This is a genomic window from Mesorhizobium ciceri biovar biserrulae WSM1271 (assembly GCF_000185905.1).
Lineage (GTDB): Bacteria > Pseudomonadota > Alphaproteobacteria > Rhizobiales > Rhizobiaceae > Mesorhizobium > Mesorhizobium ciceri.
This window is the reverse complement of the sequence record NC_014923.1, coordinates 4674102-4688336: the sequence shown is the minus strand read 5'-3', so window position 1 is coordinate 4688336 and position 14235 is coordinate 4674102. Positions and strand designations below refer to the sequence as shown.

At 61.8% G+C, this 14235-nt stretch carries 18 protein-coding genes and 1 pseudogene; 8 read left to right on the top strand and 11 right to left on the bottom strand.

Annotated elements, in window-relative coordinates; translation table 11 throughout:
* The first annotated feature begins 39 nt into the window (after positions 1 to 39).
* On the top strand, positions 40 to 1074 hold the full coding sequence (tdh, locus tag MESCI_RS22820; RefSeq protein WP_013532321.1) for an L-threonine 3-dehydrogenase: 1035 nt from the start codon (positions 40 to 42) through the stop codon (positions 1072 to 1074).
* Positions 1075 to 1082: 8 nt separating this feature from the next.
* Here the strand turns inward: tdh and MESCI_RS22815 are convergent, their stop codons facing one another.
* The gene (locus MESCI_RS22815) at positions 1083 to 1589 is read right to left on the bottom strand and encodes a DUF2380 domain-containing protein (RefSeq protein ID WP_013532320.1); all 507 of its coding nucleotides are present in this window, start codon (positions 1587 to 1589) and stop codon (positions 1083 to 1085) included.
* 144 nt (positions 1590 to 1733) lie between these two features.
* Positions 1734 to 2207 (bottom strand): MarR family winged helix-turn-helix transcriptional regulator, encoded by a 474-nt coding sequence (locus MESCI_RS22810; protein ID WP_013532319.1) that lies wholly within the window; start codon positions 2205 to 2207, stop codon positions 1734 to 1736.
* 87 nt (positions 2208 to 2294) lie between these two features.
* Here MESCI_RS22810 and hmgA point away from each other — a divergent pair, with 87 nt between their 5' ends.
* From hmgA to MESCI_RS32700, 5 genes and pseudogenes are all read left to right on the top strand, one after another.
* The gene (gene hmgA / locus MESCI_RS22805) at positions 2295 to 3608 is read left to right on the top strand and encodes a homogentisate 1,2-dioxygenase (RefSeq protein WP_013532318.1); all 1314 of its coding nucleotides are present in this window, start codon (positions 2295 to 2297) and stop codon (positions 3606 to 3608) included.
* 11 nt (positions 3609 to 3619) lie between these two features.
* Positions 3620 to 4507, top strand: a complete 888-nt coding sequence (locus MESCI_RS22800; protein WP_164920062.1) for an MBL fold metallo-hydrolase — start codon at positions 3620 to 3622, stop codon at positions 4505 to 4507.
* Positions 4504 to 5517, top strand: coding sequence for a fumarylacetoacetate hydrolase family protein (locus MESCI_RS22795; protein WP_013532316.1), 1014 nt, complete (start codon positions 4504 to 4506; stop codon positions 5515 to 5517). Before MESCI_RS22800 ends, MESCI_RS22795 begins: the two co-directional genes overlap by 4 nt.
* Before the next feature lie 4 nt (positions 5518 to 5521).
* Positions 5522 to 5809 carry a hypothetical protein gene (locus MESCI_RS22790; protein WP_013532315.1) on the top strand — a complete coding sequence of 96 codons (288 nt, stop codon included), beginning with the start codon at positions 5522 to 5524 and terminating at the stop codon, positions 5807 to 5809.
* A 4-nt stretch (positions 5810 to 5813) separates the two neighbouring features.
* Positions 5814 to 5909, top strand: a pseudogene (locus MESCI_RS32700) (DinB family protein); the annotation flags it as partial.
* A 27-nt stretch (positions 5910 to 5936) separates the two neighbouring features.
* Here MESCI_RS32700 and MESCI_RS22785 read toward each other — a convergent pair.
* From MESCI_RS22785 to hppD, 3 genes are all read right to left on the bottom strand, one after another.
* Entirely contained in the window at positions 5937 to 6311 is a 375-nt protein-coding gene (locus MESCI_RS22785; RefSeq protein WP_013532314.1) for a type II toxin-antitoxin system VapC family toxin, read from the bottom strand.
* On the bottom strand, positions 6308 to 6535 hold the full coding sequence (locus MESCI_RS22780; protein WP_013532313.1) for a type II toxin-antitoxin system Phd/YefM family antitoxin: 228 nt from the start codon (positions 6533 to 6535) through the stop codon (positions 6308 to 6310). Before MESCI_RS22780 ends, MESCI_RS22785 begins: the two co-directional genes overlap by 4 nt.
* Positions 6536 to 6597: 62 nt before the next feature.
* Positions 6598 to 7710 carry a 4-hydroxyphenylpyruvate dioxygenase gene (gene hppD, locus MESCI_RS22775; RefSeq protein ID WP_013532312.1) on the bottom strand — a complete coding sequence of 371 codons (1113 nt, stop codon included), beginning with the start codon at positions 7708 to 7710 and terminating at the stop codon, positions 6598 to 6600.
* Between the two features lie 138 nt (positions 7711 to 7848).
* Here hppD and MESCI_RS22770 point away from each other — a divergent pair, with 138 nt between their 5' ends.
* Positions 7849 to 8316, top strand: coding sequence for an Lrp/AsnC family transcriptional regulator (locus MESCI_RS22770; protein ID WP_013532311.1), 468 nt, complete (start codon positions 7849 to 7851; stop codon positions 8314 to 8316).
* A gap of 77 nt (positions 8317 to 8393) precedes the next feature.
* Here MESCI_RS22770 and MESCI_RS22765 read toward each other — a convergent pair whose 3' ends face one another.
* From MESCI_RS22765 to aztA, 4 genes are all read right to left on the bottom strand, one after another.
* Complete coding sequence (locus MESCI_RS22765; protein ID WP_013532310.1) at positions 8394 to 8732, bottom strand: protein tyrosine phosphatase family protein; 339 nt, start codon at positions 8730 to 8732, stop codon at positions 8394 to 8396.
* Between the two features lie 150 nt (positions 8733 to 8882).
* Entirely contained in the window at positions 8883 to 9824 is a 942-nt protein-coding gene (gene aztC, locus MESCI_RS22760) for a zinc ABC transporter substrate-binding protein AztC (protein WP_013532309.1), read from the bottom strand.
* Between the two features lie 27 nt (positions 9825 to 9851).
* Positions 9852 to 10727: a zinc ABC transporter permease AztB gene (gene aztB / locus MESCI_RS22755; protein ID WP_013532308.1), complete on the bottom strand. Its 876-nt coding sequence runs from the start codon at positions 10725 to 10727 to the stop codon at positions 9852 to 9854.
* Positions 10727 to 11533: a zinc ABC transporter ATP-binding protein AztA gene (gene aztA / locus MESCI_RS22750; protein WP_013532307.1), complete on the bottom strand. Its 807-nt coding sequence runs from the start codon at positions 11531 to 11533 to the stop codon at positions 10727 to 10729. Before aztA ends, aztB begins: the two co-directional genes overlap by 1 nt.
* Before the next feature lie 226 nt (positions 11534 to 11759).
* Here aztA and MESCI_RS22745 point away from each other — a divergent pair, with 226 nt between their 5' ends.
* On the top strand, positions 11760 to 12104 hold the full coding sequence (locus MESCI_RS22745) for a RidA family protein (RefSeq protein WP_013532306.1): 345 nt from the start codon (positions 11760 to 11762) through the stop codon (positions 12102 to 12104).
* 45 nt (positions 12105 to 12149) lie between these two features.
* On the opposite strand, the gene hutC is transcribed toward MESCI_RS22745, so the two are convergent.
* Both hutC and MESCI_RS22735 read right to left on the bottom strand, forming a co-directional pair.
* Positions 12150 to 12884 (bottom strand): histidine utilization repressor, encoded by a 735-nt coding sequence (gene hutC, locus MESCI_RS22740; RefSeq protein ID WP_013532305.1) that lies wholly within the window; start codon positions 12882 to 12884, stop codon positions 12150 to 12152.
* Positions 12881 to 14233, bottom strand: a complete 1353-nt coding sequence (locus tag MESCI_RS22735; protein ID WP_013532304.1) for a formimidoylglutamate deiminase — start codon at positions 14231 to 14233, stop codon at positions 12881 to 12883. Before MESCI_RS22735 ends, hutC begins: the two co-directional genes overlap by 4 nt.
* Positions 14234 to 14235: the final 2 nt, after the last annotated feature.

Below are 14235 nucleotides of genomic sequence, written 5' to 3'. Positions count from 1 at the left end.
AAAAGCGATTCCGGAACAAGAGCTTCAAGGGACAAAAGCATGTCGAACATGATGAAAGCGTTGGTGAAGGCCAAGGCCGAACCAGGCATCTGGATGGAAGAGGTGCCGGTGCCGGAAATCGGCCCTAACGACGTGCTGATCAAGATCAAGAAGACGGCGATCTGCGGCACCGACGTGCACATCTACAATTGGGACCAGTGGGCGCAGAAGACGGTGCCGGTGCCGATGGTGACGGGCCATGAATTCGTCGGCACCGTTGCCGATTTCGGCGCAGCGGTCACCGAATACAAGGTCGGTCAGCGCGTGTCGGGCGAGGGCCACATCGTGTGCGGTCATTGCCGCAACTGTCGCGCCGGGCGAGGGCATCTGTGCCGCAACACGCTCGGCGTCGGCGTCAATCGTCCGGGCGCCTTCGGTGAGTATCTGGCTATCCCGCAGCACAACGTCGTGCCGATCCCCGATGATGTGCCGGACGAGATCGCCGCCATCTTCGATCCGTTGGGCAATGCCGTGCACACGGCACTCTCCTTCGATCTGGTCGGCGAGGACGTGCTGGTCACCGGCGCCGGGCCGATCGGCATCATGGGCGCGCTCGTCGCCCAATGCGTCGGCGCGCGAAAAGTCGTCATCACCGACATCAATCCGGTGCGGCTGGCGCTGGCGAAAAAGCTCGGCGTCCAGCATGTCGTCGACGCGTCCAAGGAAAAGCTGCGCGATGTCATGCCGGCACTCGGCATGACCGAGGGTTTTGATGTCGGCCTCGAAATGTCGGGCGCAGCCCCCGCCTTCCGCGACATGATCGACACCATGAACAACGGCGGCAAGATCGCCATTCTGGGCATCGCCCCGACCGGATTCGAGATCGACTGGAACAAGGTCATCTTCAAGATGCTGCATCTCAAGGGCATCTATGGCCGCGAGATGTTCGAGACCTGGTACAAGATGATCGCGCTGGTGCAGGGGCCGCTGGATGTTTCCGGGCTTATCACGCACCGCATCGGCATCGACGATTTCCAAGCCGGCTTCGATGCAATGCGCAGCGGCAGTTCCGGCAAGGTGGTGATGGATTGGTAGATGCCGCCCTAACGCAGAATTCTGTTTTTCATCAGCCATTTCACGGAGCGGGGCCACGCGTAGTTCGCACCCATGCGAAGATCGGTAAACCCCTCCGAAACATGTTTCCCGGTTTCGGCGTCAAGGATGCGAATGAACATAGTATGTTCTGTTCGGTTGACGCGCGTTACGACGCCAAGCAAGGCAAGCGACGCGCCGTGCTCCTTGGCAATCGGGCCTTCACAACCAGCGCAGTTGCGCAATCCGTGCGGCGCCGCAGCCTGTGTATCCCTCGCCGGCACATCAATTACTGTAAAACGCCCAGACTGGGAGAGCATGTCCTTAGCAACTTGTGCTGATTCCGACAGATAGCGCCTGTCATATTCATCCGGGGGAATTATTCCCGCCCCGGCGCTCTTGTCCTCCAATTCGAAAGGGAACACTTCGATCGACATCGGCTTTGTCTGCTGCGCCTGCGCAAATGTGCAGGTGCCTACAAGCAGCGTCACCAGGACACTTAATGTGCGAATGCTCATCGTATCCTCCTGTCGGTATGATGGGCATTATACGCGGCCTGACAACGCAAATCACGATTAAATCGAAAGCAATGCTATGCTTCGGGAGTTTCCACGCAGTCTCGCTCCAACTCCGTCGTTCAGAGTGATTGGCTTGATCTTGGACTAACTCTTGCTCGGGACCAGACTGGTCTCCAATGCAGCCAGTCCGCTGGTGATCGCCGTGCGCTCTTCAGCGCTGAGCCTTGCCAGCAAATCCCGTTCGAACGCCTTCGCCAGCGGCACCATCTCGCGGTAGGCGGCCAGCCCCGCCTTCGTCAGCGACAGATGCTCGACCCGGCGATCATTCTCATCTGGCGTACGCACAAGCCAACGCCGCCGTTCGAGTTCAGCCACGGCGCGTGAAACCTTGGTCTTGTGCATAGCCGATTGCTCGCCGAGTTCGGTCGCAGTCATCGTTCCATGCTGCCCCAGCCCCGAAAGGGTGCGCCATTCCGGACGCGTCAGGCCATGGCTGTCCTTGTATATCCTCGAAAATTCGCGGCTGACGGCGTCGGCAAGCCGGTAGAGCCGGTAGGGCAGGAAGTTTTCCAGATTGAGAATTTCAGCCGCGTCGGACGCTTCGCTCCTGATCGCCATTTTTCAAAGCCGCCATTGATGGTTACATTTTCGATGGTTACAAATGAAACCAGTTTGGTCAATTGAGATCCATTCCGGGAGGAAGCAATGGCCTTTTCCTATATGCCGGGCTTCGGCAACGATTTTGAGACCGAGACGCTGCCCGGCTCGTTGCCGCAGGGACGGAATTCGCCGCAGCGGCCGGCCTACGGCCTCTATGCCGAGCAGCTTTCAGGCTCGCCCTTCACCGCGCCGCGCGGCACCAATGAGCGGTCCTGGCTCTACCGCATCCGGCCGAGCGTCAAGCACACCGGCCGCTTCAAGGCGGCGAGCTATCCCTTGTGGAAGAGTGCGCCCAATGTCGGCGATCATGAACTGGCGCTCGGCCAGTATCGCTGGAACCCGGTGCCGATGCCGAAGGAGCCGACCGATTTCATCGCCGGTATGCGCAGCATCACAACCGCTGGCGACGTGCTCGGGCAGACCGGCATGGCGGCGCATGTCTATGTCGCCAACACCTCGATGGCGGACGATCATTTTTTCAATGCCGACGGCGAGTTGCTGGTCGTGCCGCAGGTCGGCGCATTGCGCTTCGTCACCGAGATGGGCGTCATTGAGCTGCGGCCCGGCGAGATCGCCGTGCTGCCACGCGGTCTGGTCTTCAAGGTCGAGCTGGTCGACGCCGAAGTGCGCGGCTACGTCTGCGAGAACTACGGCGCCAAGTTGACGCTGCCCGATCGCGGCCCGATCGGCGCCAATTGCCTGGCCAACCCACGCGATTTCAAGACGCCTTGCGCCTGGTTCGAGGAGAAGGAAACGCCGTGCCGGCTGATCGTGAAATGGTGCGGCAATTTCCATGTCACCGAGATCGGCCATTCGCCGCTGGATGTCGTTGCCTGGCACGGCAACTACGCGCCCTACAAATATGATCTGGCGACCTTTTCACCGGTCGGAGCGCTTTTGTTCGACCATCCCGACCCGTCGATCTTCACGGTGCTGACCGCGCCGAGCGGCGAGGAGGGCACGGCCAACATCGACTTCGTCATCTTTCCGCCGCGCTGGCTGGTGGCCGAAGATACCTTCCGGCCGCCCTGGTACCACCGCAACATCATGAGCGAGTTCATGGGCCTGATCCACGGCCAGTACGACGCCAAGGAACAAGGTTTCGTGCCCGGCGGCATCAGCCTGCACAATCTGATGCTGGCCCATGGGCCGGATGCGCCTGGCTTCGAAAAGGCCTCGCGCGCGGAGCTGAAACCGGTCAAGCTCGACAACACCATGGCCTTTATGTTCGAGACCCGATTTCCGCAGATGCTGACCCGCTACGGCGCCGAGCTCGAAACCCGGCAGGACAACTACATCGACTGCTGGGCCGACCTGAAGAAGCGTTTCAACGGCACGCCCGAGGGCGACTGGTCTTGAACACCGAGCCAATGCCGGACCGGCTGGTGCTTTTGGGCTCGAAGGGTGGCCCGGCATTGCGGCCGGGTGGTCCATGGCCGAGTTCGTCACTGCTGCAGATCGGCGGCCGCAGCATCGTCGTCGACTGCGGCCTTGGCGTGACGCGTGGTCTGGTCGATGCCGGCATCAGCCTGAAGTCGCTCGACCTGATCTTCATCACGCATCTGCACTCCGACCATGTGCTTGAACTGGGGCCGCTGATCCACACCGCCTGGACGGCGGGCCTCGCGACGCCCGTCGGCGTGTTCGGTCCGCCCGGCACCGGTCATTACTGGCGGCGCTTTTGCCAGGCGATGGAGTTCGACATCGAGATCCGCATCGTTGACGAAGGCCGGCCGGATATTCGCGATCTGGTGTCGATCGGCGAATTCGGCGAAGGCCAGGTGGTCGCGCAGGGCGGCTTGACGGTTTCGGCGCTGCGCGTCGAGCATCCGCCGGTGACCGACTGTTTTGCGCTGCGCTTCGAGCATGGCGGGAAAAGCGTGGTGTTCTCCGGCGACACGGCCTTCTTTCCACCGCTCGCCGATTTTGCCCGAGGCGCCGACATCCTCGTCCACGAAGCCATGGTGGAAGAAGGCATCGAGCGACTGGTGGCCAGGACCGGCAATGGTGCGCGGCTCAGAGAGCATCTGCTCGCCAGCCACAGCTTTGCCGAAGAGGCCGGCAGCATCGCAAGCGATGCCGGCGTGAAGAGATTGGTGCTCAACCACCTCATTCCGGCCGACGATTCTTTGATAGGCGAGGCCGACTGGACTGCCGCTGTCAGGAAAACTTGGAACGGCGACTTGACGATCGCCCGCGACGGTCTTGTTGTGGGCTTAAGCAGCACCAAAGCTGCAGCAGGAGAGGAAACCGTATGAAGCTTGCCACATTGAAGGACGGGACGCGCGACGGAAAACTCGTCGTCGTCTCGCGCGACCTGACACGCTTCACCGACGCCTCGTTCCTGGTGCGCACGCTGCAGGCGGCGCTCGACGACTGGCGGCGCATCGCCCCGCATCTCGCGACGATAGCGGAATCGCTTGAGAACAATGCGATGCCGGCGGAGCGCTTCCACGAACATGACGCCCATTCGCCGCTGCCGCGTGCCTATCAATGGGCCGATGGCTCGGCTTACGTGAACCATGTCGAGCTGGTGCGCAAAGCGCGCGGCGCCGAGATGCCGGCGAGCTTCTGGACCGACCCGCTGATCTACCAGGGCGGCTCGGATTCTTTCATTCCGCCACGTGATCCGATCCGCACGGCTGACGAAGCCTTCGGCATCGACATGGAGGGCGAGGTCGCTGTCATCGTCGACGATGTGCCGATGGGTGCAAGCCTCGAAGAAGCAAAGGCAGCGATCCGACTGGTCATGCTGGTCAACGACGTTACGTTGCGCGCGCTCACCGGACCGGAACTGGAGAAAGGTTTCGGTTTTTTCCAATCAAAGCCGTCCTCGGCGTTTTCGCCGGTCGCTGTGACGCCGGACGAACTGGGTGATGCCTGGGACGGCGGCAAGGTCAGCCTGCCGCTGCTTGCCGATCTCAACGGCAAGCCGTTCGGCCGCGCCAATGCCGGTATCGACATGACCTTCGACTTTCCGGCGCTGATCGTTCATGCAGCAAGGACACGGCCATTGGCCGCCGGCACGATCATCGGTTCCGGCACCGTCTCCAACAAGCTCGACGGCGGGCCGGGCAAGCCTGTCTCGGCCGGCGGCGCCGGCTATTCCTGCATCGCCGAACTGCGCATGATCGAAACCATTGTGTCGGGCGAACCCAAAACGCCGTTCCTGCGCTTCGGCGACACGGTGCGCATCGAGATGAAGGACAAAACCGGGCATTCGATCTTCGGTGCCATCGAACAGAAGGTCGAGAAATACGAGAGGTGAGGGCATGACGGGGGTCTATCTGCTGGCCGGTGTCTGGGCACTCGCCATACTGGCGGTCTTCATCCAGGCGATCCGGCTGAGCTATCGCATAGAGGCACGCTCGCCTGACCTGACCAACCGCAGCGGCTTTCCGCGCAATGCGATGATGTTCCACACCGTCACCAACATGGACGTCGCGCGGGACGCGGAAACGCAGAGCATGCGTCGGCGTATGAACTGGTTGCTGCTGATCGTTCTTGCTGGATTTGTCGTTATGTGGGCGGGCTTGTATCTGTCGCGGTCAACCGGATGACGTGATGAGCCTGCCCGACTACCCGCGCAGCATGGCCGGCAACAATCTCTGGTCGAACGACCGACTCTACCGCGCGGTATTGTCTCTTCAGCCCGGCGAAAGAGGTCAAGCGGCTGGGCTTGGGCGATCAGGCCAATACGACGTCATAGGCTGAAAATTGCCGATCCGCGGAGACCAACGTCAGGCCTTCAATTTGGGTCTGCGCAATAAGCAGGCGGTCGAAGGGATCGCGGTGGTGAAGCGGCAGATGTTCAAGTCTCGCCGCGTGTAGTTCGTTTACGCCGAGAATCGGAATCCCGTTCGATCGCAGGATGTCCACGATGTCGCCTGTGAGCGTCACTTTGCCGAGCGATTTCTTGATGGCGATCTCGGCCACCGAGACGGCGCTGACGATCACATCCTTGCCTGTGAGAAAGATATCGCGATGATGATCCGAAAGACGTGAATCGGCGTTGAGTACCCAAAGCAGAATATGGGTATCGACCAGATATCTGCGGCTCATTTAATATACTCGTCCCATTCGGGACCGAGTTCATCAAAATCATCCGATATCCAAATCTGGCCTTTCAGGGCGCCAAGCAAGCCTTTGCTCCCACCAGCCCGAACGGGAGCGCTCAAGGTTGCGACAACCTCTCCATGTCTGGTCAGATGGATCTCTTCGCCAGCCTGGGCACGTTTCACCAATTCGGAAAGCTGAGCCTTCGCTTTTGCCATGGGGATATTCATAGACGACCTCTTATGACCAGAATTTAGGTCATAATTGGCCGGGCCGCAAGTGAGTTCGATGGCTATTCCGCCGCCTGAACCTTGATCACGCCACGCTTGATCTGGTCCTGCTCGATCGATTCGAACAGCGCGCGGAAATTGCCTTCGCCAAAACCTTCGTCGCCCTTCCTCTGGATGAACTCGAAGAAGATCGGCCCGATCACGGTTTTCGAGAATATCTGCAGCAGGATCTTGGTCGTGCCGCCGTCGACGACGCCTTCGCCATCGATCAGGATGCCGTGCTTCTTCATCCGCTCGATCGGCTCGTCATGGCCGTTCACGCGGTCATAGGACATATCGTAGTAGGTTTCCGGCGGGCCGGGCATGAACTTCAGCCCGTTGGCGGCGAGCTTGTCGGTGGCCTCGTAGATTTCGTCGGTGCCGACGGCGATGTGCTGGATGCCTTCGCCATTGTACTTCTTCAGGTACTCGGCGATCTGGCTGGTCTCGTCCTTGGACTCGTTGAGCGGAATGCGGATCTTGCCGCAGGGCGAGGTGATGGCGCGGCTGACCAGGCCGGTGATCTTGCCGTCGATATCGAAGAAATGGATCTGCTTGAAGCCGAACAGATTGCGGTAGAAATCCCACCATTTGTCCATCTGGCCGCGATAGACATTGTGGGTCAGGTGATCGAGATAGTAGAAGCCGACGCCTTCCGGCCGCGGGTCGCGCGCACCCAGCCACTCAAACTCGGCGTCATAGGCCGAGCCCTTCTTGCCGTAGGTTTCGATGAAATAGAGCAGCGAGCCGCCGATGCCCACGATCGCCGGCACGTCCAGCGCCTTGTCGGCGCCGTCGTAAGGCGTGGCGCCCTTGGCAACCGCGTGGTCGAAAGCATGCTTGGCATCGACCACCCGCCAGGCCATCGAGGCGGCGCAGGGGCCGTGCCTGTCGACAAATTTCATCGCATGCGAGCCGGGTTCGGCATTGACGACATAGTTGATGTCGCCCTGGCGCCAGATGGTGAGGTCTTTCGTGCGGTGCTTGGCCACCGCGACGTAGCCCATACGGGTGAACAGTTCAGCCAGCTTTTGCGGCTCCGGATGCGCGAATTCGACGAACTCGAAGCCGTCGGTGCCGGCCGGGTTGTCCTTGCTGATCCTGGCGGGCGGGGCGTCGTGCGGGAAGGGACCCATAATATTCCTCCGAAAGCTGGCCTGGCCTGAAAAGGCGATTTGACACGATGATAACGCGGAGGAGGCGCACGGTGCTTGCATTCAAACGCTTGAAATGATGATGTCATGCGTGAAGCGTGCATGATGTAAGGGAAAGCCATGGATGAGGCGCGCATTGACCAGTTCGACCGCAAGATAATGGCACTGTTGCAGGGTGATGCGCGGCTGACCAACAACGATCTTTCGGAGCGGGTGAACCTGTCGGCGTCGCAATGCTCGCGCCGCCGTCAGCGGCTGGAGGAGGACGGCTTCATCAGGGGCTATCGCGCTGTTCTCGACCGCGACAAGCTCGGTTTTTCCCTGGTCAACGTCATTTCGGTCACGCTCGCCACCCACAATCGCGACAATGCAAGGCGCTTCGGCGAACTGGTGGCGCGGCTGCCCGAAGTGCAGGAAGCGCACGCGCTGACCGGCGAGATGGACTACATCCTGAAAGTGGTGACGCCGGATCTCAAATCATTGTCGGAATTCGTCAACGGCGTGCTACTGCCGCACGAATCCGTGCAGCACGTGAAGACGGCGATCGTGCTGGAGACGCTGAAGGAAACCGGCGCGCTGCCGATTTAATCTGAGCGGATATCATTGATACGTCGGCAGGCCAGAGGGGGTGTGAAGGATCGCCAGCCTAATGACGGAAGGGCCGTTCAACCCTTCGACTGCTGGATCAGTCCATAGAGATTGGTGCAGCGGGCGCCGGAACGGCAATAGGCGAAGACCGGGCCGTCGAGTTCCTCGAGCGCTTCGGCCTGATCCTCGACATTCTCGGCCGTGATCTGGCCGCTGATCACCGGAATGTAGCGGAAGGCGAGGCCTGCGGCTTCGACCGCTGCCCCGACGGTGTCGGCAGAAGGCTGGCCCGGCTGTTCGTCATCGGGCCGGTTGCAGATGACGCTCTTGAAGCCGGCTTTCTTGATGGCGGCGACGTCTTCGGGCTGGATCTGGCCCGAAACCGAATAGTCCTCGCTGATTTCGCGGTATTCCATGGCAGCATCCTCGCAAACTGGTCAGGTGGCAGTCTTGCCACTCCCCGACATGGGCGGCAATCCGTGCCGAAGGATTTCTCTGCCAAATAGACATTGCGTGCCAGAAAATCCAACCGGGCCGATGCGGCCCGGCTGGACGATCCTTCAAACTCAGCTGCCGAGAATAGCGCCTTTGATCTGACGGATGTTGTTGTGCATCATATCGATATAGGTCGCGGCCGGGCCGTCGGGCTGCGACAGCGCGTCCGAATAGAGCGTGCCGCCGACCTTGATGCCGGTTTCGCTGGCGATCTGCTCGATCAGGCGCGGGTTGGTGATGTTCTCGACGAAGATCGCAGCCGCCTTGTCCTGCTTCACCTGATTGACCAGCTTGGCAACGTCTGCGGCGGATGGTTCGGAGTCGGTCGACACCCCTTGCGGGGCGAGGAAGGTCAGGCCGTATGCATGTTCGAAATAGCCGAAGGCGTCGTGCGAGGTGATGACGACGCGCTTGCTCTCCGGGATCGAGGCAATTGCCGCTTTCACTTCACCTTCGACCGCATCAAGCTTCTTGGTGTAGGCGGCGGCATTGGTCTGGTAGCTGACGCAGCCTTCCGAATCGGCCGCGCAGAAAGCCTCAGCGATGTTCTTCACATAGATCCTGGCGTTGGCAATCGACTGGAATGCGTGGGGATCGGTGACCGTCTTGCCGCCGCCAGTGCCGGCACCTTCGGCCGCGTCGGCATCGGCGAATTCAGGCTTGAAATCGATCGGCGTCACGCCCTTGGTCAAGGTGATGATCGAGGCCTTGGTGGCACTGGCATCGACCAGCCGCTGCAGAAAACCTTCGAAATGCAGGCCGTTGACCAGCACGATGTCGGCCTTGGCCATGGCCACCGCATCGGCCGGGCTCGGCTCGTAGACATGGGCATCGCCATCCGGCCCGACGATGGTGGTGACATCGATGCGGTCGCCGCCGACATTTTTGGCGAAATCGGCAATGACGGTGAAGCTGGCGACCACTTTCAGCGGTGCCGCGAAGGCCGACGATGCGCCAAAGGCGGTTAATGTTATAACGCTCATCGCCAGGGCAGCATGGATGGATTTCAGCATAGAGGGGTCTCCTTCTAAGGGCGGGGATCAGGCCGTTCTGTGACGGTGATGGATGATGCGCGCGCGCAGGATGCCGCGCGTGCCGAATAGGATCGAGGCGAAATAGACGACGCCGGCCGACAGGATGATGGCCGGGCCGGATGGCAGCGAGGCGTGATAGGACAAAAGCAGCCCGGCGACGCAGGATGCGAAGCCGATCAGTACGGCCAGCACGCACATCGGCTCGACGCGAACCGTCCAGAAGCGGGCGGCCGCGGCCGGCAGCATCATCAGCCCAACCGACAGAAGCGTGCCGAGCGCCTGGAAGCCGCCGACGAGGTTGAGTACGACAAGGCCGAGGAAGATGAAATGCACCGGGCTGCCGAGCCGGCTGACCGAGCGCAGGAACAGCGGGTCGAGGCATTCGGCGACCAGCGCCCGCCAGAAGATGGCGAGGCTGACCAGCGTCACCGCGACGATGCCGCCGATCAGCGTCAGGGCCTCGTCATTGAGCGCCAGCACGGTGCCGAACAGCACATGCATGAGATCGACGCTGGAACCGCGGATCGACACCATCAGCACGCCGATGGCGAGCGAAATCAGGTAGAAAGCCGCCATCGAGGCGTCTTCGCGCTGGATGGTGAAACGCGAGACGGCGCCGGCGCCGAGCGCGACGATGACGCCGGCGATCAGGCCGCCGATGGTCATCGGCAGGATTTCCAGCCCATAGAACAGGAAGCCGGCGGCTGCACCGGGCAGGATTGCGTGCGCCATGGCGTCGCCCGACAGGCTCATGCGCCGCAGCATCAGGAAGACGCCGATAGGGCAGGCGCCGAGCGACAGCATCAGCGAACCGATTAACGCCCGCTGCATGAAGGCGAAATCGGCGAAGGGCGCGATGACAAGGCCGTAAAGCATGTCCATCAGGCAGCCCTCGGTCCGACGCCATGTTGGTGATCGTGATCGTGGCCATGGTGATCGTGACCATGAGCGTCCTCGCCCGGCTCGCACCAGGGTGCATTTTCTTCCCAGGCCTCGTGAAAACGGCGGGCGCGCAACAGATTTTCAGGCTTCAGCGTTTCCCGGGTTTCGCCCCAGGCGATCGGCTGGCGGGCCAGAAGCAGCGTTTCGGGGAAATTCTGCCGCACCAGATCCAGATCGTGGACGACGACCATGATGGTGCGTTCCTCGCCATGCCAGTGCTTGATCAGCGCAATGAGGTCGCCGACCGTCTTGGCGTCGACGGCGTTGAAGGGTTCGTCGAGCAGGATGAGGTCGGCGTCCTGCAGCAGGACACGCGCAAACAGCGTGCGCTGCAGTTGGCCGCCCGACAGCGTGTCGATCGGCCGCTTTTCAAAACCGCCGAGGCCCACCGCCATCAGCGCCTTGCTGACGTCATCGCGATCTTCCTTGGTGTAGCGGCCAAGCAGGCCGCGCCGTGGCCACAGGCCGAGCGAAACCAGATCCACCACCCGTGCCGGAAAGGAGCGGTCGAGCTCCGATTGCTGCGGCAGATAGGCGGCACGTACACCGGGCGCGCGGATAACCTCGCCGGCCATCGGCTTCAGGACGCCGACAATACCTTTCATCAGCGTCGATTTGCCGGAGCCGTTGGCGCCGACCACAGCGGTCAGCGAGCCCTTGCGGATGGTGCCGTCGAGATGATGGATCGCCGGATGGCTGCCGTAGCCAAGCGTCAGGTCGCGGAATGTCAGGCAGGTATTTGTCATTCTGCGATCCGTAGGCGGCGAAATCCGGCTGCTGGCAGCGGCCGATTGGATATGTGATGTTATTACATTAGTCAACAAGCCAATCCGGCGGAATTGCGGCCGCAGGGTCAACTTGCCGTGTGTGCGTATCATATGCCGTTGGCCCAAGGGGATTCGACCTGGCGACCTTGCCCCAAGCCGGTCGCGACTCTAAAGAAGCGCAACCGCCACAGGAAGGAACCATCCAATGAGCATTCGTCGCATCGATGTCGGCCCGCGCATGAGCCAGATCGTCATCCATGGCAATACCGTCTATCTGGCTGGTCAGGTCGGCCAGCCAACCGGCAATGTCGCTTCGCAGACCAGGGACATCCTGGCGGCTGTCGACGAATTGCTGGCCAAGGCTGGCTCCGACAAGACCAAGATCCTGCAGGCGATCATCTGGCTGGCCGACATGAGCACCTTTGCCGAGATGAACGCGGAATGGGACAAGTGGGTGCCGCAGGGCAACACGCCAGCCCGCGCCACCGGCGAAGCAAAGCTCGCCGCCCCGGAATATCTGGTCGAGATTATTATTACCGCTGCGATTTGAGGCGTTGAAGCTGCCAATCTCCCCCCACGTGGGGGGAGATCAGCCTCACCCCTGCGGCCTGAACCTCGCCACCAGCGTGTGGCTCTCGGCCGCGTAGGTGAAGCGCACATGGGTGACCGGGTGCTCGGCGCTCCACGTCCGTCGCTCGACCACCAGGCAGGGCGCACCGGTTTCTATATCGAGTGCAGCCGCGATATGCCTGTCGGCGGCGACAGCGCGAATCCGGTGCTCGGCTTCGCTCCACGGCACGCGGCCAATCAGCCATGGTCCTGGTGCGGTGGCCACGAATTCCTCGTCCGCTGCCTCGGGCACGGCGGTGAGATTGATCAGCCGCTGTTCATGCGCGAACGGCCGCTCGCCGGCGAAATGACCGCACTCCAGCGCCAGCACCGGTCCGGCCACGCCGAGTTCCAGCAGCGCGCGATCCCCGGCGCTGCTGCGCCTTTTGTGTCGGGCGACGCGCTCGTAGCGATAGGGCAGGCCGAGCGCTTCGACCTCGATGCGGATATCGTGGATTTCCAGCACCGCGGCCTGCGACTGCGGCCGGCGCACAAAGCTGCCTGAGCGGCGGCGGCGCTCGATCAGTCCGGCCTTGGCAAGCTGCGACAGCGCCTTGTTCACCGTCATGCGCGAGCAATTGTATTGCACGCTCAACTCATGCTCGAACGGGATGCGATGACCGGGCGCCCAGGCGCCGGACAGGATTTTCTCGCTGATGTCGGAGAGGATGCGCTGGTGCAGCGAGCCGCCGCCTTCTTCCACAGTGCCGGCCATGCTCATGCCGAAAGCGCCGTCATCACGTTGCGAAAACGCTCAGCGATGGCCTCTCGCTTCACATGCCTGCCGCCGCTGACCTGTTTGCGGCCATGCACCCAGACGCAGTCGACCTTGCTGCCATTGGCGAAGATCCAGGCGTCGAGGATCGCGTCGCCACTCTTGCCGGCCAGCGAGGGATTTTTGGGATCGAGCGAGACAAGATCGGCGGATGCGCCGGCGGCGATCGCGGAAGCGCCGGCGCCAAGCGCGACGCTGCCACCGTCGAGCGCGGCGTCGAACAGTGCGCGGCCGGTCGAGCCGCCTGCGACCGCCAGCACATTGCGGGCGCGGTGGGCGAGACGCTGCGAATATTCGAGCTGGCGTAACTCGTCGGGCAGGCCGATGAGCACATTGGAATCGGAGCCGACGCCATAGCGGCCGCCATGTTCCCTGAACAGCGGCGCGGCAAAAGTGCCGTCACCGAGATTGGCCTCGGTGATCGGGCATAGGCCGGCGATGGCACCGCTTTTGGCCATGGCAACGGTTTCAGCATCGGTCATGTGGGTGGCGTGGATCAGGCACCAGCGCTTGTCGACTTTGGCATTGGCCAGCAGAAATTCGACCGGCCGCGCGCCCGACCAGGCAAGGCAATCCTCGACTTCTTTCACCTGCTCGGCAATGTGGATGTGGATCGGCCCGTCCGGCGCTAGGGCAGTCACGTCAAACAGTTCTTCCGGTGTCGCGGCGCGAAGGCTGTGCGGAGCGACGCCGACAACAGCCTGATCCAACGCGCGAACCGATTCGCGGCATTTCTCAACAAGCCGCGAGAATCGATTCACATCGTTGATGAATCGCCGCTGGCCTTCGTTTGGTGCGGCACCGCCGAAAGACGAGTGCGCATAAAACACCGGCAAAAGCGTCAGGCCGATGCCTGACTCGCCGGCCGCGGCCGCAATGCGCTCGGCCATCTCGGCGAGGTTGGCGTAGGGTTTTCCATCGCGGTCGTGATGCAGATAGTGAAATTCGCCGACGCGGGAAAAACCGGCCTCCAGCATCTCGACATAGAGTTGTGCGGCAACCGCCTCGACCTGATCGGGCGTCATCGACAGGGCGAAACGGTACATCACCTCGCGCCAGCTCCAGAAACTGTCGGCGGAGGGGCCGCGAAGCTCGGCAAGGCCGGCCATGCCGCGCTGGAAGGCGTGGCTGTGCAAATTGGGCATGCCGGGTAACAGGATCGCGTGACGTTCGTCGCCGGCTGCCGCAGCAGCGCCAGGCTGAACGGCTGTGATGCGTCCCTCAGCCAGGGTAAGCCGCACATTTTCGCGCCAGCCATCGGGAAGGAGCGCCTGTTCCGCAAAGATCGCTGCCACTT